The sequence below is a fragment of the Telluria sp. GW821-FHT07G12 genome (genome assembly GCF_059418525.1).
In genome coordinates this window covers 205,977-228,671 of record NZ_JBWKQA010000008.1, presented here as the reverse complement: position 1 = coordinate 228,671, position 22,695 = coordinate 205,977, and the positions used below count along the sequence as shown (strand labels likewise).

The window sequence follows — 22,695 nt, the reverse complement described above, 5'->3', positions numbered from 1 at the left end:
TTGCATAAGGTCCTCCTGCGACAGAGCAGGCTGTCAGTATAGACATCATGCAGAGCATTGCAAGGCTTGATTCTGGGCACTTCTGCACGCCGTTCGTCGGTCGTCTGCGCACGCCCGCCCCCCGAAAATTGCAGCCTGTCGCAAGCCGATGGAGAGCCCTTCGCGATACAGATACATTAGAACCATGCCGACAACGACATACCTTTAAAAAGACCCTGACCTGCACGAGGACCATCATGAAAAAGACCGCCTATATCGTCATCGCATTCCTGTTCGCTCTGCTCCTGTGGAACGTGTTCTTCTTCGGCGGCGACTCCGTCGTCAGCATCGACGGCGACGAATTCGACGGTCCGCTCGGCGCCCTGCTGGCGATGCTGTTCGCGGGCGGCGGTACCCTGATCGCGATGCTGGTCCTGACGGTGGTAGGCGTGGTGCTGGCGGTGGTGTTCGCGGGCGTGGGCATCATCCTGATCGGCGGCCTGGGCATCGGCGCCGTGGTGCTGGCCCTGGCGATCTCGCCCCTGCTGCTGCCGCTGCTGCTGCCGCTGGCCCTGATCTGGTACATGGTGAGCCGCTCGCGCAAGAACCGCATCATGCGCGAACAGGCGATTTAAATCCCTTCCACCAGCCGCATCGCAAACACGATCGGCAAACCCGCTGCGATCACCTTGCGCGCCGCCGCACCGTGATCGTAGGGGATCCTGAAATAGGTAATGCTCCTGGCCTCGTCGTCGAACACCGCATAGCAGGCCGCGTTGTTCTGGTCGCGGGGCTGGCCGACGGCGCCGGGCAGCACGAGGTACTGGTGCTGCGGCTGCAGGCCGATGCGCTGGCCGGCCTGAGGAATATGGGAGCCCATGCGCCCGTCGTCGGCGCGGCGGTACAAAGCCGGTGCGTGGACGTGGCCGGAAAAGACGATGCGGCTACGGCTGGCCTTGAGCGAACGCTCCGCTTCCTCGATGCCGGTGACGTACGCCCAGCGGATCGGATCGTAAGCGCTGGCGTGCACGAAGAAGGCGTTGCCATGCTTTTGCGTGAGCGGCAGGCCGGCCAGGAAGGCCATCTGCTCCGGATCGAGCTGGCTGCGGGTCCACTCGATCACTTCCCTCGCCTCCGCGTGCATCTGCGGGGGCCCGGCCTCCCGGCGTGTGGGGCGGGTTACCGAATAATCGTGGTTGCCCTGCACCGCCACCGCGCCGCGTCCCACGTAGTCCATCACCGTCTTGACCACCCAGGCCGGGTCGGCGCCGTAGCCGACAAAGTCTCCCGTGAAGGCGTACTGGTCGACCTGCTGGCCTTCGGCATGCGCCAGGCAGGCCTCGACGGCTTCGCGGTTCGCGTGCAGGTCGGTCAGCAGCGCGAGGCGCATGATTTACCCGTTCAGGCGCCGCGGCGCTCCTGGGCGTACTGGGCGTAACCGCGTGCGCGCAGTGCGCAGGCCGGGCAGGTGCCGCAGCCGTGGCCCCAGTCGTGCGCGGCGCCGCGCTCGCCCAGGTAGCAGGTATGGGTGTCGAAGCGGATCAGGTCGACCAGGGCCTGGCCGCCGCACTGCTCCGCCAGTTCCCAGGTCTGCTTCTTGTCGATCCACATCAGCGGGGTCTCGACCTTGGTGCGCGTGGCCATGCCCAGGTTGAGGGCCACCTGCAGCGCCTTCATGGTGTCGTCGCGGCAGTCCGGGTAGCCGGAGAAATCGGTCTCGCACATGCCGCCCACCAGCACGGTCAGGCCGCGGCGGTAGGCCACCGTGGCCGCCACCGTCATGAACAGCAGGTTGCGGCCCGGGACGAAGGTGTTCGGCAAGCCGTTTTCCTGCATCGCGATTTCGACATTGCTGGTCAGGGCCGTGTCGGAAATCTTCGAGATCAGGCCCAGGTCGATCATGTGGTCCTCGCCCAGGCGGCGGTCCCATTCCGGCGACAGCGCGCGCATTTTCGACAGCACGGTCGGGCGCACTTCCAGCTCGATCGCGTGGCGCTGGCCATAGTCGAAGCCGATGGTTTCCACGCGTTCGTAGCGTTGCAGGGCCCAGGCGAGGCAGGTGGTGGAGTCTTGGCCGCCGCTGAACAGGACGAGCGCGGAATCAGCTTGATGCATGTTGATATTCCTGAATTAAAGCGTCCGCCGCCACTTTTGACATTCCGTTAAGATGTGGCCGGCAGATTGAGAATGGAGAGACATGTTGCCCGCACGACCCGACCACGTAGAGACCTTAGCGCCGGCGCGACCACGAATTTTGGCACAAATCGTGCTGGCCGTGAACGCGCTATGCGCTTCCGTGGGCGCCGCGGCACAATCTCCCGCCCCGTCTCCAGCCCAGGCACAGGACCCGGTCCCGGCGCCGACCACGACCAAGGACCAGACCCAGAAGGAGCTGCAGGAACAGGAACGCCAGCCTGCCACGCCCCTGCCGGTCGAGGCGCCCGAGCAGCGCTCGGTCAGCTACGACGTGAAGATCGACGCCCCGCGCAACCTGCACGAACTGCTGGAAGCCAACCTCGACCTGATGCGCTGGCGCGGCAACCCACGCGTCGACCTCGAACAGCTGCAGCGCCTGGTGCGCAACACCCCCGAGGAAGCGAAGACCCTGGTGGCCACCGAAGGCTATTATTCGCCCAAGATCTCGAGCGGGCTCGACACCTCCGGCGCCACCCCGGTCGCGCGCGTGATCGTCGATCCGGGCGAGCCTGTCACGGTGGGCGACGTCGATCTCGAGCTGCGCGGCTTCGTCCCCTTCAGCAAGGAGGAAGCGCCGTTCGATGCCGCCGCCCTGCGTAATCGCTGGACCCTGCCGGTGGGCTCGCGCTTCCGCACCGCCGACTGGGAATCGGCCAAGCGCGGCATGGTGCGCCAGATCGCGCAGTCGCGCTTCCCGCGCGCCCAGCTGATCGACTCGATCGCCACCGTCGACCCCGACACCCACCGCGCCCTGCTCAAGGTCATCATCGACAGCGGCCCGGACGTGCATTTCGGCGCCCTGCGCATCGAGGGCCTGCAGCGCTATTCGCCCTCGGTCATCCAGAACCTGAACCAGATCCACCCGGGCGACCAGTACAACGAGGCCGCGCTGCAGTCGCTGCAGGGCCGCCTGCAGGACACCGGCTACTTCAGCACCGTCGAGGTCAGCCTCGACATGTCCTCGACCCTGCAGGAACAGGTCAGTGAACTGAACCAGGGCGAGGGACCGAAGACCCAGGCGCCATCCGGCCCGGTCACGATGCCGATCCTGGTGCGTGTGACGGAAAACAAGCGCAAGAACCTGTCGGTCGGCGTCGGCTTCTCGACCAACACCGGCGCTCGCGCCCAGGCCAACTACGACGACCTGAACGTGTTCGGCAAGCGCATGAAGAGCAATATCCTGTACGAGCAGCTGCACCAGCAGGCGCGCGCCGACTTCTTCTGGCCGACCACTTCCAACGGCTACAGCAACAGCGTCGGCGCCGGCTATGACCGCGAAGACGTGCGCGGCCAGATCACCCGCACCACCAGCATCCACGCCACCCGCGCCTGGGGTTCGCCGACCCTGGAGCGCAGCCTGCGGCTGGAGGCGCTGACCGAGCAGCTCACCATCGACGACCAGCCGACCAGGCGCACCAAGGCGCTGCCGCTGACCTTTTCGATCACCAAGCGCAAGCTCGACAGCCTGGTCGTGCCGACCGATGGCTACATCGCCAACCTGCAGCTGGGCGCCGCCCCGCTGCCTATCCTGACCGACGAACCCTTCGTGCGCGCCTACGTGCGCGGCGTCGCGTTCAAGCCGCTCGGGCCGTCCGGCACCCTGATCCTGCGCGGCGAGTTCGGCGCGGTCGGCTCCAAGGACAAGGACAAGGTGCCGTCGACCTTCCTGTTCCGCGCCGGCGGCGACCAGTCGGTGCGCGGCTACGGCTACCAGCAGCTGGGCGTGCCGGTCGGCAGCGCCATCACCGGCGGCCGCTACCTGCTCACCGCCAGCACCGAATACGATTACTGGTTCAAACCGCCCTGGGGCGCGGCCATGTTCGTCGACGCCGGCAATGCCGCCGACAACTTCAAGGACCTGAAACCGAAGGTCGGCTATGGCGTCGGCGCGCGCTGGCGCAGCCCGGTCGGCCCGATCGCGGTCGACGTCGCCTACGGCAAGGCGGTGCACAAGGTCCGTCTGCACTTCTCACTTGGATTCACTTTCTGATGAACGACCCGGCTGAAAAAACCGAGAACAAACCCCGCCGCTGGCCGCGCCGGGTCGCGATCGGCGTGGCCGTCACCGCCGTCGCGATCGGCGGCGCGGTCTGGTACGGCGGCCGCGAGACCACGCTGCAGATGATTGCCCAGCGCGTCGCCAACGCCAGCGGCGGCAAGCTGACCATCACCGGCGTCACCGGTTCGCTGTACGGCCACATGCACATCGGCCACGTGGTGTTCCGCAACGAGACGTCCGTGATGACGATGGATGACATCGACATCGACTGGAAGCCCTGGCAGTACCTGTCGCGCGGCGTCGAGATCGACAAGCTGTACGCGAAATCGCTGCGCATGGAGACGCTCAAGGAAAGCGCGGAACCGAGCACCATGCCGACCCGCCTGGCGCCGCCCTTCAAGATCGCGGTCGACGATGCGCGCCTGGCCAGGGCCGTATTCGTAAACAAGGGCGCGGAAACCCAGGTCGACGACATCCGCGTCGGCCTGCACGGCGACAAGGAACGCTGGAAGCTCGATTATGCGAAGGGGAACACGCCCTGGGGCCAGGTGGCGGCCAGCGGCACCATCGCGAATATGCTGCCGTATAAACTGAATGCGGATGCGAGCCTGAGCCAGACCCCGGGCGCCAAGCCCCAGGCCGGCGCCATCGCCCCGCAACTGAAGCTGCATGCCGGCGGCGATTTGCAGAAGACCGTCATCGACGCCAGCGGCCAGGCGGCGCGCGCCGAGGGCACGGCCAACCTGGTGCTGTCGCCGTTTGCCGAGATCCCGCTGCAGGCGTTTACGCTGAACGCAAAGAACATCGACCCGGGCTTCTTCAATCCGAGCCTGCCGACGGCCGACCTGAACCTGGCGGTGGCGGCGCGCCTCGACCCGAACCGCAACATCACCGGTTCCGTCAATCTCACCAACGACGGCCCGCAGGGCACCATCGACCAGCAGCGCCTGCCGCTGCGGGCGATGCGCGGCCAGCTGGGCGGGAATTTGTCGTCCATGAAGATTTCCGACGTCCTGCTCGACCTGGGCGGCGCCGGCAGCTTCACGGGCAGCGGCAGCGTCGAACGCGGTCCGGACGAAAAAGGCATCGGCACTGCGCGCTTCGCGCTGCACACGGACCGCATCGATCTGAAGCAGATCCACGGCAGCATGAAGAAGACGGCGATTGCCGGCGACCTGGCGGTGGCGAATACCCAGGATACGCAGACCCTGAACGTCAACCTGGTCGACGCCGGTATGCGCCTGGTGGCGGAAGCGGCGCTGAAAGACAACGTGCTGAACGTGCGCGAGGCGCGCGTTTCGGCCGGCCAGGGCAGCGTGCGCGTGACCGGCAGCGCGAATCTGCTGGATAAAAAGCCGTTCAAGGCCAACGTGGTCGCCAGCCGGCTGGATCCTTCGGCCTTCGGCGACTTCCCGAAAGCCGACATCAATGCCGAGATCAATGCGTCGGGCGCGCTGGCCCCGCAGTGGCAGGTGGCGGCCGACTTCGCGCTGCGCCCGAGCCGTCTGTTCGACCAGCCGCTGTCCGGCAAGGGCAAGCTGGAGGCGGACGCCGGCGCTCCAGGCGGTGTGCATGTGCACGGCGTGAACGCCAACCTGGCGCTGGGCCAGAATACGGTAGACCTGCGCGGCGCCTTCGGCAAACCGGGCGAGACGCTGGCCTGGCGCGTGGACGGCCGCCAGCTCTCGAGCGTGCGCAGCGATTTGTATGGTGCGCTGGTGGCGAATGGCGTCATCAGCGGCAGCATGGAGGCGCCGCGCACCAGTTTTGTGGTCGATGCCAACAGCCTGGGCTGGGTGGCCAAGGAACGCAAGAACAACAACGGCACCCTGCACGCCAGCGGCGAGGCCTGGCTGTCCGGCGCCAAAGACGCGAAAGTGGTCGAGCTCAAGGCCAGCGGATCGATGCAGAAGCTGAATCCGGCCGCCTTCGGCTCGCCTTTCGCCGGCAGCATCAACGGCGCCTTCGATGCCAGCGGCCGCAGCGGCGCCAACATGGGCGGCTCGGTGAACCTGACGCTGCAGCAGTCCACGCTGTCGAACTCCCCGCTGTGGGGCGTGGCCAAGCTCACCGCCGACAAGCGCCACGTCTCGAACGCCGACGTCGACCTGCACCTGGGCGCGAACGTGGTCGCCGCAAAGGGCGCCTTCGGCAGCGGCCGTGATACGCTGAACTGGCGCATCGACGCGCCCCAGCTGGCGGCGCTCGGTCCGGATTACAGCGGCGTACTGCGCGGTTCCGGCACCTTGTCCGGCACCATGGACACGCCTTCTCTCACCGCTTCGCTGGAAGGCCAGAACCTGCGCCTGAAGACCCAGAACCTGAAGTCGCTGCGTGCGACCGCAAATGTCGGCTCCGGACGCGGCGCTGCCGATCCGCTGGCGCTCGACGTGCAGATCGCCGATTACGTCAGCGGCGAAACCCGCATCGCGACGGCGCGCCTGCAATCGACCGGCACCCGCGGCGCGCATTCGATCAGCGCTGCGGCACGCGGCGATGCCTTCGACGCGAATGTCGCGGTCAACGGCGGCTATAACGGCAACGCCTGGAGCGGCACGCTCACTGCCCTGCAGAACCGCGGCCGCTACGCGCTTGCGCTGGCGGCGCCGGCCCCGCTGCGCATCGCCGGGGCGCCCGGTTCCGGCATCGCCGGCCTGGCCAAGCCGGAGAAAATCGACTTCAACAACGCCACCATCCGCCTGCCTGCGGGTTCGATCACGGTGCAGTCGCTGGCCAGGAACGGCGCGCGCTGGACCAGCCGCGGCAGCGCCACCGGCGTACCGCTCAACTACCTGGCCCAGGCTTCCGACGCCATCCGCCAGAACCTGCGCGGCGACATGACCCTCGGCGCCGACTGGGCGCTCGACATGCGCGCCCCGGTCGCCAGCGGGGCGGCGCCGGCGCTGGACGGCAGCGTGCACGTGTTCCGCGAGAAGGGCGACCTGATCGCCGGCGACGTCGCCCCCGTCATCCTCGGCCTGCGTCAGCTCGACCTGCGCGCGGACGTGAACGGCGGCGCGCTGCGCGCCCAGCTGGCCGTCGATGGCACCCGGATCGGCACCGCCAAGGTCGACGCCACCGCGCAGATGATCCACGGCCGCCTCGACAACGACAGCCCCTTGAAACTGAGCGCCACCGCGAATCTGGGATCGTTGGCCTGGGTCTCGCCGCTGATCGGCCAGCCCGGCCTCGAAGTGGACGGCGCCCTCAACCTGGCCGTGACCGGCGCCGGTACCGTCGGCGCGCCGACCCTGAACGGCACCGTCAACGGCGACCGCATGGCGGTGCGCTGGCCGGACCAGGGCCTGCGCCTGCGTAACGGCGAGCTGCGCGCGGTGCTCGCCGGCGACCAGCTGCAGCTGCAGCGCTTCGCCTTCGAGGGCAACAGCGGGCGCGCCCTCATCGACGGCAATGTGCGCTTTGCCGGCGGCGAGGCCACCATGAACCTCAAACTGGTGGCGGACAAGCTGGAAGCGCTGTCGCGCCCGGACCGTACCGTCATCCTCAGCGGCCAGGCGACGGTCGTGCGCGATGCCAGCCACTTCGCCGTCGAAGGCAACTTCAAGGCCGACCGCGCGCTGGTGGAATTCGCGCCGCAGGACCGCCCCACCCTGTCCGACGACATCATCGTGCTGGGCCGCGCGAATACCAAGGAGGCGCCGGCCAGGAAGGGCAAGGCGGCGCCGCTGACCATCGACCTGACGGCCGACCTCGGCGACGACTTCCACCTGCGCGGCATGGGCGCCGACGCCTATCTGGGCGGCAGCGTCCACGTGCGCAAGGTCGGCGATGGCGCGCCGCGCATCAACGGCAGCGTGCGGGTCGTGAGCGGCACCTATGCCGCCTACGGCCAGCGTCTGGCGATCGAGCGTGGCGTCGCCACCTTCAGCGGCGCCTACGACAACCCGTCGATCGACGTGCTGGCCGTGCGCAAGCGCCCCGAAGGCGAGCAGCTCAGCGAGACCAACGTCGAAGCCGGCGTGCAGGTGCGCGGCACGGCGCTGTCGCCGACGGCGAAACTGGTGTCGACGCCGAACGTGCCGGACAGCGAGAAGCTGTCCTGGCTGGTGCTGGGCCACGGCATGGAAGGCACGACCGGCAACGAGGCCGACGTCCTCAGCGCGGCCGCCGGCGCCCTGCTGGGCGGCAAAGGCGGCACCGGCGGCATCCAGAGCAAGCTGGCCAATGCCCTCGGCGTCGACGAATTCGGCGTGCGCCAGGGCGCGGGCCAGGAGACCGGCCTGGCGAACACCGTGGTCACGGTCGGCAAGCGCATCTCATCGCGCCTGTACCTGAGCTTCGAACAGGGCGCCGCCACCGCCACCAGCGTGGTGCGCCTGCGCTACAAGCTCACGCCGCGCATCACCGTCGCGCTGCAGACCGGTACCAACACCGCGCTCGACGTGCTGTACTCGTGGGCGTTTGACTAGAAACCTCGATCAAGGCTGCGGCGTTTTCAGGAAACCGACGATGGCGGGCATCAGCTGCGGATGCAGCGGCAGCGAAGGATCGGCATACGATGCCACCGGATTCGGCACATCCGCCGCCACCGCCTTCAGCACGTGGTTCATGCCGGGGATGACGGCCAGCTGCGCGTCCGGCCTGGCCGCCTTCAGCGCCTGCGCCTGTTCGACCCCGACCTGGATGTCGGTCGTGCCCTGCACGATCAGCACCGGCACGCGCAGCCTGGCGAGATGGTCGGCCGGCACATACTTCATCCACGAAATCATGTAGGGCTGGATGCTGGGCCGGTAGAAGACCATCAGCGCGGGCGGCACCTCGGCAACCGTCTTGCCCTGCTCCAGGCTGGCCAGGATACGTTCGTTCTCGGCCGCCAGCGGCGCCGGCAGCTTGCCTGCAAACTGCTTGCGCAGCACCGCGCCCGGGCCTTCGGCCACGCCGGCCAGCGACACGTAGGCGGAGGCGCCCGCGCGCTCGGCGGCCAACATGCCGATCAGCGCGCCTTCGCTGTGGCCGATCACCGCCAGCTTCGTGAAGCGCGGGTCGGCCTTCAGCTTCGCAATCCAGGCTGCGGCATCCTCGACATAGGTATCGAAGCGCAGCTGCGCTTCGTCCAGCATGGCGCCCTTGCTGGCGCCGATGCCGCGCTTGTCGTAGCGGACCGAGGCGAAGCCGGCCTGGGCCAGCGCATCGGCCAGCATCCTGAGGCTGTCGTTGTGACCCGGGAGCATGGCGCTGTTGCCGTCGCGGTCCGTGGGACCGGAGCCGGCGACGATCAGCACCACGGGCGCCTTGTCCACGCCAGCCGGCAGGCGCAGGCTTCCGTGGACCGTGCCGCTGGCCGTCTCCAGCGCAATCGCCTCATCGGCGGCGGGTGCCGCCACCGCCTGCTCAGCCGCGGCCGCCGCTGCGGCCAGCATCAACATCGCCCAGAATTTCATCAGTCTCATCGCCATCTCCTAGTTTGAAAAGTATCTAATTAGACGTTTATCTAAATACTAGGCCGACAACTTCCCGCCGTCAATGCGCGGCGGGTAAGCAGAGGAGATGGGTGAATCAGTGCAGCGTGCGCGCGATGCTTGGATTCGGGTCGGTCGGTGGCTCGTCGTTCATCGGCGTGCGGATCGGCGGCTGGTGCGGGTCGGGCGTATCGAAAGGCTCCCTGGGCGGCTCTTCGATGGGCGCCGGATCGGGGGCGCGGTGCGCGTGGATAATGGCTGTTAACATGGTCGGCGTCTCCTGCTTGGGGCAGTCAAAACATTACCATGCGGGCCGGTTTGCCGACGCCCGGCTGGATTACAATGGCGGATTCGACATGAAGGAATCCGTCATGCTGCCTACTCCCGTCGTTGCCGCCGTCGTTGCTCCGCTCGTGCTGTGGCGTGTCTACAGCCGCATCAAGCGCCTGACGACGCGCCAGCGCTCCAAGACCTGGCGCCATCGCACCACCCTGGTCTTTTTCCCGCTGCTGCTCCTGCTGCTGGCCGCACTGAGCCTGCAGACCGCCCCGATTGCCCTGGCCGGCCTGGGCGCCGGGCTGGCGGTCGGCATCGTGCTGGGCCGCATCGGCAGCAAGGGCACGAAGTACGAACAGGTGGGCGGCGAATACTATTTCACGCCGCACGCGCCGATCGGCATGCTGGTCGCCCTGCTGTTCATCGGCCGCATGGCTTACCGCGCCTATGAGTTCTACGCGCTGGGCGCGGGCCAGCACCACGAGTTCGTCACCAGCCCGCTGACCCTGTGCATCTTCGGCGTTCTCGCCGGTTATTACATGACTTTCGCGGCCGGCCTGCTTGCCTGGCGCAAGCGCACTGCCGTCGCCGCCACCGCCCCCGTCACTGCCCAATGAGCATCACCACTGCCGCCCTCATCCTCCTCGTTCCCGTTCTGGTCTGGCGCATCTACCAGCGCCTGAAGACCCAGATGCAGCGCCAGCGTTCGATCCTGTCGCGCCACTACACCGGCCTGCTGGTGTTCAGCGGAATGGTGCTGGTGCCCCTCACCGAACTCCTCGACCGTCCCTTGTCGCTGGCCGCGCTGGCGCTGGGCGCGATCGCCGGCATTGGCCTCGGAAGCTACGGCCTGCGCAAGACCCGCTTCGAAGACACCCCGGAAGGCTATTTCTTCACGCCGCCCATGCGCATGGGCATCCTGGTGGCGATGCTGCTGGTGGCGCGCGTGATCTACCTGGGCATCGAGATCTACATGAACCAGGGCAGCAGCCGGCCGAACCCGCGCTTTTCGGACAGCGAGGCGACGATGTTCTGCGTGGGCCTGACCGGCGCCTATTTCGCCACCTTCTCGGCCAGCCTGATGCGCTGGCGCCAACGCCTGCGCAAGGCGGTCGACAACGCATAAAGGACAGACCATGACGCTGAACCGCCGCAGTTTCCTTGGAGCCGTACCGATCGCTTCACTGGGCCTGGCGGCGGGCAGCAGCGCCTGGGCGCAGTACGGCGCGGCGCCTGTCGCCGCACCCGCTGTGGCGCCCGCCGCGGACATGGACACCCTGGTCCTGCTGGCCGGCGACGCCCTGCCGCGCAGCCTGGCCGCCGAACCGGCCCGCCTGCAAGCCCTGCTCGACAAGCATGCGAAACCCGGCGACGGCTACCTTGCTGGCGGCGCGGTGGCGGAACTGGAAGCGAAGTTCTCGACCCTGCTCGGCAAAGAAGACACGGTCTTCATGCCCACCGGGACCCTGGCCAACCACATCGCCCTGCGCCTGCTGTGCGGCGAGAACCGGCACGCGCTGGTGCAGCAGGAAAGCCACGTCTACCGCGACGAATCGAACACCGTCACCACCCTCAGCGGCATCAACCTGGTGCCGCTGGCGCCCGGCAAGGCCGCGCCCACGCTGGAAGAAATCGACGCCGCGATCGAGCGCGCCGAGGTCGGGCCGTATCCGATCAAGGTCGGCGCGCTGGCGCTGGAAAGCCCGGTGCGCCGGGCCCAGGGCGCGACCCTCACCCCGGCACTGGTGGCCGAGATCGCGAAGCTTGCGCGCGCAAAAAAAATCCCGCTGCACCTGGACGGCGCGCGCCTGCTGCTGATGAGCGGCATGGACGGTTTTCATGTGAAGGACTATTGCACGCACTTCGACACCGTCTACGTCTCGCTCTACAAATACCTCGGCGCGCCCTTCGGCGGCGTGCTGTCCGGCGCCAAGCCGATGATGGCGAAGGCGCGCGAGCTGCGCCACCTGTTCGGCGGCACCATCTACCACGGCTGGCAAGCCGCCCTGCCGGCCCTCGACGCGCTGGACGGCGCCGAGGAACGCTACGCCCGCGTGCGCGCAGCCGGCGAACGCCTGATGGCGGCGCTGGAGCGCACCCCGGGGTTCAAGGTCAAGCGCGTCGACAACGGCAGCAACCTGGCCATGCTGGAGATGTCGACGGCGCGCCTGAACGGGCTGGACGAGCGCCTGCAGAAAGCCAACGTCAGGCTCGGCAAGCTGAATGAAGGGAAGGCGCAGCTGGGCTTCAACGAATCGATCCTGCGCCGGGATACGGATTACCTGGTCAAAGCCCTGGCCGGCTAGCGGAGCGACTCCCAGCTCGGCAAGCCGAGCTTCTCGCGCTGGCGCGCGTAATAGCTGGCCATGAACAGGCCGAAGCACAGACCGGCGATACCGGCGCCGGCCAGGGCCAGCCGGACATCGACGCCCTGGCTGTACCAGAGCATCATCCACATCACCACGCCCCAGCAGACGCCGAACCAGGCGCCGGACAGCAGCGCATTCGCGCCGAAGCCCATGAAATGCGGCGGCTTGATCTTCACGCCGCAGCGCCAGAGCAGCAGCATCATGGGCGGGGCATAGCTGCTGCTGTCGATGCCGGCCTGCGCCAGCAATTCAAGGGCGTGTTCGCGCTGCTTGTGGAAATCCATGCGTCTCTCATCGTTTAAAAATTTTTCCGCGATGATAACCGCTGGCAAGGCCCTCAAAATCCGTCAATTCTCACGCTCGCATTCCTTAGCGTACTTGTGCCACTCCAATACGCCTTACCCAGTCTGGGACAAAATTGTCGTATTTACAATATCGTCCTGGATCCCCGATGGTGTTCACCCTCCTCACCAGGCATTGGCTGGCGCGCCGCCACTATCCGCTACCCTCCTGGCTGGCCTGCATCGCGCGCAGCCTGCGCGTGCTGCTGTTCCAGCGTGCCCACCGCCGGCTGCTGGCGCTCGACGTCCACCGCCGCTACGTCGCCCTGGCCCACGACGACGTCTTCCACCATCTGAGCCACCGGCACTACCTGGCAAAAGGGATGTCGCTGCGCCAGCGGGTGCACTGCGTGCTGAGCCACTACCACTTCGAGGAACGCAGCTTCGACGCCGCCTACAAGCACGCCGTGTACCGCGACGGCGGCCTGCCGCTGTGGCAGCACGAAGACAGGGATACAGGCTGGCGCTTTGCCATCCGGCTCGAGATGGCCTCGCGCCTGAGCGCCGAGGGCGACCTGACGATCGCCATGCACGCCAACGATGTCTGCCTGCACCGCCTGTCCTTCAGCTGGGTCGAGGGCGCCTTCGCCGGCCTCGATGCACCGATGCTGCCCTTCATCGCGCGCAACCAGGGCCACCGCGCCGACGCCGCCGACGCCATTGCCGCCTTCAGCCAGGCGTTTCCCCACAACTCGCCCAGCTACTTCTGCTTCGCCGCGCTGCAGGGCATCGCGCAGGCGCTCGGTTTCCGGCAGATCGCGGCCATCAAGTCGAGCTGGCAAAGCGCCTGGACGCCTGCCGACGCCAAGCATTTCGCGAATGCCTACGACGGCTTCTGGGAGACCCTGGGCGGCGTGCCGCTGGCGGGCCGCTGCTGGCGAATCGCCCTGCCCTTGCAGCTCAAACCGCTGGCGGAAATCCCGTCGCGGCACCGCAAGCGGGCGGCGCTGCGGCGCGAGCACTGGCGCGTGCTTGGCGAGGCAGCGAGGCTGGCGCTTGAACAGAGGCTTTTACGCACAAACGTGTTTGTAAAATGATGATCACAATCAAAAAACCACAAATTTCTTTTTTTTAATTCCTTACGGTAACTTTTTATTGCTGTGCTGCTATAGTTTCGCGTTCAAGAAGTGTGCAAGCTTCTTCCACCGACCCTCAAGGAAACCATGGCAACCAATTACGGCGATACCGTCAACGCCTTCTACCTCGCCTATTACGGGCGTCCCGCAGATCCGTCCGGCCTCGCCTTCTGGACCGCCGCGCTCGAGAAAAACAACGGTGACTTCAGTACCATCGTTAGCGCGTTCGCCAACTCACAGGAAGCCACCGCGCGCTTTGCCAGCGAATCCGTGAGCGATCGGGTCAGCGACATCTACCAGCAGCTGTTCGGCCGGGCGCCGGAAAAATCGGGACTGGATTTCTGGGTGCAGGCGATCTCTTCCGGCCGCCTGACCATGGCCAACACCGCCATCGAAATCATGCATGCCGCCCAGAATGGCGACGCGCAGACCTCGACCTTGCGCCAGCAGGTTGCGGCCCAGTTCACCGCCGAAGTCAAGGCCTCGGGCGTCACCTATGACGGCGATGCCGCCGTCCAGGCGGCGCGCGTGCTGATCTCGGCCGTCAATGCCAACTCGAAGCCGGCGGACATCGACAATCTGGTCAAGGCCGGCGCCTCGCTGGTCCAGACCGCGCACGACAACCCCGCCGTGATCAAGGCGCTGGCCAATGGCGGCGACCTGAGCGCGGTACTGAACACCGCCAGCGGCAAGGCCGATCCGGTCGCCGTGGTGCAGGCCCTGGCCAGCATCGGCAAGGCGGCTTTGACCGACAGCACCGGCTTGAGCACCCTGCTGCAGGGCGGCGGCATGACCGGCCTGCTGAACTCCCTGCCGGCCGGCACCAGCGTCAAGGACGTGGCCACCGCCGTCAGCAACGGCGGCCTGTCCGCCGGCGCCGCGGCCGCCAATCCGCCGCCGGTCGAAGTCCCGCCCGCCATCACCCCGACCATCGCTTTCGTCGGACCGGATGGCAAGGACCTGCCGGCCGATACGACGCTGGTCGCGAATTCGATCTGGTACTTCATCGCCGTGCACGGCAAGCCGAGCGGCGCCAGCACCACCTTCGAGGTCTCGTCCACCGGTAACGCCAACGACTGGAAAGCGGTCTCGGAAGAAGTCGACCTGGCCGACGGCACCTACTTCGTCCGCTACACCGTCAAGGATGCCGCCGGCAACAGCGGTACATCGAACGCACTGAAGCTGGTCATGGACCACAGCGTGCCCTTCCTCAACATGTCGCTGGCCGAAGACACGGGCACCTTGGCCAACGACCGTATTTCCAGCAACGGTGCGGTCAAGATCAGCGGCATGCATGCGAACGAGACCTGGTACTACAGCTTCGACGGCAAGAGCTGGACCAGTGGCAGCACCGACGCCAACGGCATGGCCACGATCGCCGCGCCGGGCGCCGATGGCGTCAAGAACCTGACCGTCCGCACGCTCGAGAACGTGGGCGGCAAGAGCCAGTTCACCAGCACCGCGTTCAAGTACACGCTCGATACCGTCGCGCCGGGCCAGGGCCTGAAGCTGGTCTCGGTCGGCGGCACTGCCGGCAACCATAGCGACCTGGCCAAAGGCGACGTCGTGTTCAGCTACACCGGCACGATCGACGCGAGCAAGGCGGAAGCGCTGTTCTACCGCATCAACTCCAACACCTGGTCGACCGCCAACAACACGATCGTCGATGACGTCAAGAAGACGGTCACCTTCAAGGACGTGGACCTGAGCCACGGCCCGGTGCAGATCGTCATCCAGACCAAGGACGCAGCCGGCAACGTGCTGGACCTGAGCACGACGGTGACCGGCCAGGCCGATACCACGCCACCGGCCGCGCCGGTCGTCGCCCTCGCCGTCGACAGCGGCGCCAGCGCCACCGACAACATCACCAACAACACCGCCATCAAGGTGTCCGGCCTGGAAGCAGGCGCCACCTGGGAATTCAGCTACGACAAGGGCGTGAGCTGGAAGACGGGCACGTCCCCGGTCGTGAACGGTAGCGCCACGCTGGACACGGGCGCAACCGGCGCCCAGACGCTGATGGTGCGCAGCACCGATACGTCAAAGAACGTCAGTGCGGTCACGACGCTCGAGTACACGGTCCAGAAGCTCTACGGCGGCTACATCAGCAGCGTCGGCGGCAAGTTCGGCACGGAGTTCACGACCAACAGCAAGGGCCTGGTGTTCAATGTCACCCTGAGCGGACACAGCGATGGCGTAAGCAAGCTCACGCAGATCTCGTCGACCGGCAAATCGGATGACTTCCACGACTTCGATGCGAGCCAGGCGCTGGCGGACGGCACCTATTATTTCCGCGTAACCGGCGGCGACCTTGCCGGCAATACCTACACCACGAGCGCGGTGACGGTCCACCTCGACAACACGGCACCGCCGGCGCCCACTGGCGTGAAGCTGGTCCAGGATACCGGCATCGACGGCGACGGCATCACCAGCAATGGCGGCTTCGTCGTCAGCGGCCTGCAGCAGGGCGTCGCATGGCAGTTCAGCAGCGACGGCAAGACCTGGTACCAGGGCGCCACTCCCGGCGCCGACGGCACCGCGACCGGCTATGCCCAATCGACCGGTGAACAGACGCTGCAAGTACGCACCTTCGACCAGGCCGGCAACACCAGTGAGCCCGTGTCCCTGCACTTCACTCTCGACAACAACCTGCCCATGCTCGGCCTGTCGCTCAATGGCGCCGATCCGACCACGCACGGTCTCACGACCTCGGCGTCGGCGCCGGACCTGGTCTTCAGCTATACCGGGACGATCGATGCAGGCGATACCTTCGACTACACACGGGAGTTCACGGGCGATGCCACGTCCACCTGGAACAAGATCGACAGCTCAATGATCGATACCGTGAACAAGACGATCACGATCAAGAATTTCGACCTGAGCGGCGCGGACGTCTTCCTCACCCTGCGCGGCACCGACGTGGCAGGCAATATCCATTACCAGACCAGCATTGACGGTCCCTACACCAGCTTCTTCACGACCGATTCGTCGTACTCGGCAGCAGGCTTGAGCGTGATCCTGAGTGCTCAGTTCACGGCCAAGGCCTACCTGACCGACGGCAGCAACGCACCGGTCCAGTTGAAGACGCTCGACGCCAGCGGCAATCTGGTCAACGGACCGACCATGATCGGTGTGCAGGCCACCGCGGTGAAGGGCGTGCTCGGCGCAGGTAACGATACGAGCGCCATCACCGTGGGGGACAGCGCCAAGATCCATGCCTTTGGCACGGCCGGCAGCGACAGCCTGAGCGGCACCCACGTCTGGGGCTTCGGCGGCGACGATACCATCAACGTGACCGGCAGCAGCACCTACAGGAGCGCCTGGATCTCGGGCGGCGCGGGCGCCGATGTGATCCACACCGAGACCTCGTCCAGCCAGCTGATGTACGCAAGCAGCACCGAGTCCTTCCTCGCCGCGGATGGCGCCGTAGCGCATGGCTTCGATACCGTCTACCTGGCCGATATCGGGACGACCAAGTTCACCGAGGTGCTGAACCTCGAGGACATCAAGCTGGGAGATTTCTACAAAGTGACGGGCGCCGCAAGCTTCAGCGGCAGCGAAACCGGCAACGCCTTGCTGGCTGCGCTGGATGCGGTAGTCACTGCCCCCAACACGTTCAAGACTGCTCAGTCCCTGTCGCAAGCGGCGCTCGTCAGCTTTGGCGCTGACGGCAATGGCCATAACGTGAATTTCCTGGTGGTCGATGCCGACAAGGATGGCCACGTCACCAGCGCCGACTATGTCGTCAAGATTGTCGGTTCGATCGGCTCGATCGGCGCCGGTTACCAGAACGGTATGTTCTTCATCGATACCGCCACCCTTGCCTGAGGATCGGGCATGAAGTAAAGGCCGGCATTCTCGCGAATGCCGGCCTTTTTTTCTTGGCGCTGCGTTTGGAGAGGAAAGGCTTACGCCGCCTTCGCCTCGTCCCCCGCCTGCCTGCGCTGCAGCACGAAGATCGGCTGCGCCCACTGGGTGTCCTTCTTCTTCTTGCTGGTGATGAGGGTCAGGTCCGACGGGTCGTAGACGTCCGTGTTGTGGGTCAGCGGCGTCGTCATCAGGTACTGGGCGTCGGTGTTCTTCAGGAACTCGCCGACCAGCTGGATGTTGCGGATGTCCAGGTGGGCGAAGGGTTCGTCGATGAACACGAAGCCGCCGGAACCTTCTTCCGACTTCAGCAAACCAATCAGCAGCACCAGCGACTTCATGACCTGCTGGCCGCCCGAGGCTTCGCCGTCGTTCATGCCGATCTGGCCCTTGCCGTCGAACTTGAAGCGCACGTGCAGGCCGGCCTGGGCCAGCTGCAGGTCGTCGTTCTCCAGGCGCACCGGGTCGACCGTGACCTCGATGTTGGCCAGCTCGCCCAGTTCGCGGATGTTCTTCGTGTAGGTCTTGATCGTGTAGCGCAGGCGCTCGATGTAGGCGCCGCGCGCATTGTCGGTGGCCTCGATCGCGCGGTTGTTCTGGTAACGGCGCTCCTCGGTCTCGTTCTGGCGGTTCGACAGCTGGTCGTTCAGGCGCGCGTACTGGTCGATCACGGTCGGGTCGTGTTCCCAGTCGGCGCGAGCCAGTGTCTGGTCGAGCGAACCCACGCGCAGTTTGACCTGGTGCGTGTTCTGGTGCGCGGCCACCAGGGCGGCGCGGCGCTCCGGATTCCGCCACGACTTCGGCACATGGCGCCAGCTGCGGCGCAGTTCAAGGAGGACGCTGGCGTGCTCGCTGCGCTGGTCGATCTGGCGGCGGTGGTTCAGGCGCATGCCGGCTTCCGCTTCCGACAGGGCCATGCGGGCGTTCTGCCACACGGTGTCGGCGCGGGTGCGGGTGACGGTTGCGTTCTTGGTCAGCACCTGCAGTTCGCCCAGGCGCGCGCCGACTTCCAGGCGCTCGGCCTTGAGCGGCTCGATGGCGCGCACGGCTTCTTCGAACTCGGCCTGGCGCGCGGTCAGTTCCTTGACGGCGTCGACACCGGCGATGCGCACGCGCAGCGCCGACACTTCGGTTGCCAGCTTGCTGATGGCGAGGGTCAGCGTGTCTTCCTGGGCTTCCAGCGCCGGCAGCGATTTCTGGATCGCTTCCAGGCGCTGGGTCTTGCCGGCCGCGCCGAAGCGGTAGCGCGACGGTTCGACGAACAGCGAGCGTCCGCCGCGCCGTTCCCTGTGATACGCGTCCGGGGTGATCCACTCGTCGGCATCGCTCTTGAAGCCGGCATCGACGGACTCGACGCGCTCGATGCGTTCGAGCTGGTCGATCAGCCAGCCTGGCGCCTTCGAGCTGAAACGCACCACCGACAACAGGGTGTCGTCCTTGACCACCGGCGCGCTGACGCAATCCGGCACGATGAAGTGGCGGTAGCGCTCCTTCTCGGCCAGCTTGTAGGCGGCCGGCGCATCCTTGGCGCTTTCCAGCAGCACCACCGAGGCATAGCCGCCCAGCACGCCCTCGACGGCGCCCTGCCATTTCGGATCCGTCACTTCGACGATATCGGACAGCATGGCGTGGCGGATGTTCGCATCGTTCAGCGCGCGGCGCATCAGGCGCTGGGCTTCCGGTTCCGGCATCGAGCTCTTGCCCTGCAGGGCCGAGATGGTCGACATCGCCTCGGCGATGCGTGCGCCCAGGTTGTCGCGCTCGGTCTTCTTCTTGGCGAGCTGCGCCTCTTTCTCTTGCAGCTGGGCGGACACCTCGGCGATGTCGGCGCCGGAATCGGCGGCCAGCTTCTGCAGGCGCTCCTTCTGCTCCAGCAGGCTTTCCAGCGGCTTCAGCTTGCGGTTGACTTCCGTGAGGCGGCCAGCGAGGGTGTTCGCTTCCTGCTCCAGCTGCACTTCCTGCTGCTGGGCTTCGGTCAGCGCGCGCTGCTGGGCCGCCAGCGCGTGGCGCTTCTCGGCCAGCAGGCTGTCGGCCTGCACCAGCGGCTTCTTCGCTTCGCGCAGGGCGCGGCTGGTCTGCGCCGCCTTTTCGCGCGCTTCGTGGTATTCGAGGCTGGGCAGCGCTTCTTCCACCAGGGCCTGGCGTTCCTTGTTCAGGTCTTCCCACTGGTGATAGTTGGCGACGCGCAGGCGCAGGCCTTCGAGGTTGATGCGCGAGGTTTCCAGCTCGGCCTCGAAGCGCTTCAGTTCCGTCTCGGTGTCGCGCTGGTGGCGCTTGGCTTCGTCGTAGGCGTCCAGCACCTCTTTGTCACCGAAGACCTGGAACACCAGGTCCAGCAGCTGGCGCGGCGAGTATTCGCACAGTTTATCCGTCTCGCCCTGCTCCAGCGCCAGCACTTTGGACATGGCCGGCGACAGCCCTGCTGAAGCTAAGCGTTTCCTGTAGTTCTCGACGCCCAGCCAGTCGGTGGCTTCCGTCACTTCCTCGATGTCGATGTTCCCGGGGCGCATCAGGTACTGGCGCTTCCAGTCGCCGCCGTTCTTCTGCACCTGGCAGAACAGCGTCACTTCGTCGTCGCTGAAGAAGCCGCTGTGGCGGAACGGCCGGTTCGACAGCTGGCGGCCCGAAGCCTTGTTGTCGACCACGGCGCGGATCCAGGCGCTCTGCTGGCCCGAGTGGCGCGCATAGTGCTTGTAGGTGCGGCCCATCGAGCAGTCGAGGCCGAACAGGGTGCGCAGCGCGTCGAGCAGCGTGGTCTTGCCGGAGCCGTTCTGGCCGGCGATGGTGATGATCTTGGCGTCGAGCGGGATGTTCTTGATGCGCTGCCAGTAGTCCCAGTGGACCAGCTCGAGAGATTTAATGTGGAACATGCGCTTTACTCCTGGGATTCGGGTGCTTCGACTGCCACGGGCGCTTCGACCGCCACCGGTTCGGCCGATGCGGGTTCTGTGGAACCCGCATCGTTCGCCGCTTCACTGACCACGCGGCGCACGACGGCGGTCGGCGCGCGCTTGAACACGTCGGCCAGGGCGCCGTTGATGATGCGCTCCTTCAGCAGGTCGGTGTCCATCAGCAGGTCGAGCAGCGGGCCTTCCAGGATCACGTCGCCGCGGCGCTCGATGAAGCCGAGCTTCGAGAGCAGGCCCAGGTTCATGTCCATGCGGGTCTTCTTGCCCAGCTTGTCGCCGAAGTCGGCCAGCAGCGCGGTGTAGGAGATGCCGATCGAGGTGTCCTCGGCGCGCGGGATCGGGTTGTCCTTGTCGAACATGTCCGACTGGTCGACGTCGATCGCCTGGTGGGTTTCCTGGCGCTGGCGCTTGGGCAGGATGATCTGCGCCCACAGCACCACCAGCAGGGCCACGCCGTCGCGGGTCAGGCCGAAGTTATTGTTCTGCCAGATGTCCTTGGCGCCGAAGATCTTCGGTTCGACGTTGCGGTGCAGGGCCAGCGTGACGTGGTCGGCATACACGTTGTCGATCAGCTTCAGGCCGGATTCCAGCAGGCGCTTGTCGATCTCGGCGCGGAAGGTATCGTCGGACAGCGCGCGCTTGACCATCTTGTCGTCGCGGCGCAGGGTCTGGTGCGTGAGCAGTCGCGCGATCAGGATCTGTGCGTCGTCATTCATCTTCTTTACTGTCCAAATCTAGATTCAATGAGAGGGTCGCGCGCGACATCGCCATCACGTGCGGATCGTCCAGCTGGACCATTTCGTCCTCGGACGAGAAGACCACCGGCAGGCGCGCCAGTTCGGCGGTCGGGCCCTGCAGGCTGGCCTCGGCGGGGTCGCCCAGCAGCGGCAGCAGCGAGGCGCGGTAGGACGCCACCGCAAAGCTGGCCGGCAGCAGCGAGTCCTGGATCGCCACGCTCTTTGGCGCACCCTCGGCCATCACCGGGAAGTTATCGAGGTTGGCAAAGTCGGCCAGGCGCTTGATCCAGTCGTCGAGCTCCGCCTGCATCGCCGGGTTGTCGTTGATGGTGGTCGGGGCGTCTTCGCCGCTCGGCAGGCCGCCGGGGGCGACGTTGACGACGCGTTCCGTCATCAGCTCGGTCTCGGCGACGTCGATCATCTCGGCCGGCGTGATGAACAGCGGCAGCACCGGACGCTCGATTGCTTCTTCGGCCAGGCTGGCCAGGTCTTCGTGGGCTAGCAGCCAGCGCTTGATGTCGGTGGTCGACAGGCCCGACTGGCCCAGGTGCACGCGCTGGCGCTCGATCTGGTTCAGGGCGCGCGAGAACATGCCCTGCATGTTCAGCAGCGAGGACTGGGCGCGGCCGATCGCCTGCGCCGCCTTGTGCGTGGCCGAATCGGCGCGCTCGTCGGAAGTGATCGCGCGCAGGATCGCCGAGCCCTTCTCGACCCAGTCGCAGGCCATGTGCCACTTGGCCTGCGAGGCGCGCAGGCGGAATTCGGAACCCGAGGCGATGGCGTCGCGGAACTCCTCGTGCAGTTCGACCAGGCGGCCCAGCAGGTGCTTGAGCTGCTCGACCGTCACGCCGCCCACGGCCTGGGCGCCCGCCACCTGCGACAGCAGGAAGCCCATCTCGGCCTCGTCCTCTTCCGGACGGCCGAGGGCCAGCAGGGTATCGAGCGCGGCCAGCACGTTGCGCGCCAGCGGCGTGATGCGGTACACGGCGGCCGGATTGTCCCAGGCCAGCAGGCCGTGCGAACGCAGGCGGCCCAGCACCGTCTCCAGGCTTTCCGGGATCAGGTAGGCGAACTTGGTGTTGATGTCGGCGCGCGAAAACGCGGATTCGCCGGTTTCGGCGGCCAGCTCGCGCAGCACCAGCAGGCGCACGATCACGCCGTCCTGGCCGCCGTGGAACAGGGCCGTAAACGCCTGCAGCATGGGCTGGGCGCGCTTGAGGTGATAGACCTGCTCGATCTCGTCCGGCGCCACTCCCTCGTGGAAGTGGGCTTGCAGGGGATCAATCTCGTCCGGCGCTATGGAATGGAGGTCGGCGGCTGCGGCGCCTGCCAGGTTGTCGATCATCGTAAAGGCTTACCAGTCTGTCGCGCGCAGCGGCCATGAAGGCGGGCGCGGGGTCGTCAGTATAACAGTTAAGACTAAGCAACTAATAAGAAAGGACCGATGAGGACTTTATGTCTGGCTGAAGCAACGGATGTGAAACAAGGCTTGACTTGCAAAAGAAGCAATACATTCTGCCGGCTGA

At 66.3% G+C, this 22,695-nt stretch carries 16 protein-coding genes; 8 read left to right on the top strand and 8 right to left on the bottom strand.

The features are described 5' to 3' along the window. Nucleotides 1-236 precede the first annotated feature (236 nt). Nucleotides 237-614 (top strand): hypothetical protein, encoded by a 378-nt coding sequence (locus tag AC07PE_RS24710; RefSeq protein ID WP_498769512.1) that lies wholly within the window; start codon nt 237-239, stop codon nt 612-614. On the opposite strand, the gene AC07PE_RS24705 is transcribed toward AC07PE_RS24710, so the two are convergent. Together AC07PE_RS24705 and queC are read right to left on the bottom strand one after the other, a co-directional pair. Next, complete coding sequence (locus AC07PE_RS24705; protein WP_498769510.1) at nt 611-1,369, bottom strand: metallophosphoesterase family protein; 759 nt, start codon at nt 1,367-1,369, stop codon at nt 611-613. The genes AC07PE_RS24710 and AC07PE_RS24705 overlap by 4 nt on opposite strands. An 11-nt stretch (nt 1,370-1,380) precedes the next feature. Beyond that, nucleotides 1,381-2,094, bottom strand: coding sequence for a 7-cyano-7-deazaguanine synthase QueC (gene queC, locus AC07PE_RS24700; RefSeq protein WP_498769508.1), 714 nt, complete (start codon nt 2,092-2,094; stop codon nt 1,381-1,383). 139 nt (nt 2,095-2,233) lie between these two features. On the opposite strand from queC, the gene AC07PE_RS24695 reads away from it, so the two are divergent. Continuing rightward, on the top strand, nt 2,234-4,165 hold the full coding sequence (locus AC07PE_RS24695) for an autotransporter assembly complex protein TamA (protein WP_498769505.1): 1,932 nt from the start codon (nt 2,234-2,236) through the stop codon (nt 4,163-4,165). Next, nucleotides 4,165-8,604: a translocation/assembly module TamB domain-containing protein gene (locus AC07PE_RS24690; protein WP_498769503.1), complete on the top strand. Its 4,440-nt coding sequence runs from the start codon at nt 4,165-4,167 to the stop codon at nt 8,602-8,604. Before AC07PE_RS24695 ends, AC07PE_RS24690 begins: the two co-directional genes overlap by 1 nt. 9 nt (nt 8,605-8,613) lie before the next feature. On the opposite strand, the gene AC07PE_RS24685 is transcribed toward AC07PE_RS24690, so the two are convergent. Beyond that, nucleotides 8,614-9,585, bottom strand: coding sequence for an alpha/beta hydrolase (locus AC07PE_RS24685; RefSeq protein WP_498769501.1), 972 nt, complete (start codon nt 9,583-9,585; stop codon nt 8,614-8,616). Nucleotides 9,586-9,691: 106 nt separating this feature from the next. After that, a complete protein-coding gene (locus AC07PE_RS24680) occupies nt 9,692-9,862 on the bottom strand; it encodes a hypothetical protein (RefSeq protein ID WP_498769499.1) in 171 nt (56 codons plus the stop codon). A gap of 103 nt (nt 9,863-9,965) precedes the next feature. Between AC07PE_RS24680 and AC07PE_RS24675 the strand changes: the two genes are divergently transcribed. Genes AC07PE_RS24675 through AC07PE_RS24665 form a run of 3 tightly spaced genes read left to right on the top strand, consistent with a single transcriptional unit; the run spans nt 9,966 to nt 12,176 of the window. Next, the gene (locus AC07PE_RS24675) at nt 9,966-10,487 is read left to right on the top strand and encodes a CcdC protein domain-containing protein (protein WP_498769497.1); all 522 of its coding nucleotides are present in this window, start codon (nt 9,966-9,968) and stop codon (nt 10,485-10,487) included. Next, nucleotides 10,484-10,996, top strand: a complete 513-nt coding sequence (locus AC07PE_RS24670) for a CcdC protein domain-containing protein (protein ID WP_498769495.1) — start codon at nt 10,484-10,486, stop codon at nt 10,994-10,996. Before AC07PE_RS24675 ends, AC07PE_RS24670 begins: the two co-directional genes overlap by 4 nt. A 10-nt stretch (nt 10,997-11,006) precedes the next feature. After that, nucleotides 11,007-12,176: a threonine aldolase family protein gene (locus tag AC07PE_RS24665; protein WP_498769493.1), complete on the top strand. Its 1,170-nt coding sequence runs from the start codon at nt 11,007-11,009 to the stop codon at nt 12,174-12,176. Here the strand turns inward: AC07PE_RS24665 and AC07PE_RS24660 are convergent. Next, complete coding sequence (locus AC07PE_RS24660) at nt 12,173-12,523, bottom strand: DUF6404 family protein (RefSeq protein WP_498769491.1); 351 nt, start codon at nt 12,521-12,523, stop codon at nt 12,173-12,175. The genes AC07PE_RS24665 and AC07PE_RS24660 overlap by 4 nt on opposite strands. A 167-nt stretch (nt 12,524-12,690) precedes the next feature. On the opposite strand from AC07PE_RS24660, the gene AC07PE_RS24655 reads away from it, so the two are divergent. Both AC07PE_RS24655 and AC07PE_RS24650 read left to right on the top strand, forming a co-directional pair. Next, nucleotides 12,691-13,617, top strand: a complete 927-nt coding sequence (locus AC07PE_RS24655) for a DUF535 family protein (RefSeq protein WP_498769489.1) — start codon at nt 12,691-12,693, stop codon at nt 13,615-13,617. A 126-nt stretch (nt 13,618-13,743) separates the two neighbouring features. Further along, entirely contained in the window at nt 13,744-17,484 is a 3,741-nt protein-coding gene (locus tag AC07PE_RS24650) for a DUF4214 domain-containing protein (RefSeq protein WP_498769487.1), read from the top strand. Nucleotides 17,485-17,564: 80 nt separating this feature from the next. Here the strand turns inward: AC07PE_RS24650 and AC07PE_RS24645 are convergent, their stop codons facing one another. From AC07PE_RS24645 to AC07PE_RS24635, 3 genes are read right to left on the bottom strand one after another with little or no spacing between them, the layout of a single operon-like run. Beyond that, the gene (locus tag AC07PE_RS24645; protein WP_498769484.1) at nt 17,565-20,393 is read right to left on the bottom strand and encodes an ATP-binding protein; all 2,829 of its coding nucleotides are present in this window, start codon (nt 20,391-20,393) and stop codon (nt 17,565-17,567) included. A gap of 5 nt (nt 20,394-20,398) precedes the next feature. Further along, the gene (locus tag AC07PE_RS24640; protein WP_498769482.1) at nt 20,399-21,148 is read right to left on the bottom strand and encodes a hypothetical protein; all 750 of its coding nucleotides are present in this window, start codon (nt 21,146-21,148) and stop codon (nt 20,399-20,401) included. Further along, entirely contained in the window at nt 21,141-22,514 is a 1,374-nt protein-coding gene (locus tag AC07PE_RS24635) for a hypothetical protein (protein WP_498769480.1), read from the bottom strand. The genes AC07PE_RS24640 and AC07PE_RS24635 overlap by 8 nt, the downstream gene beginning before the upstream one ends. Nucleotides 22,515-22,695: the final 181 nt, after the last annotated feature.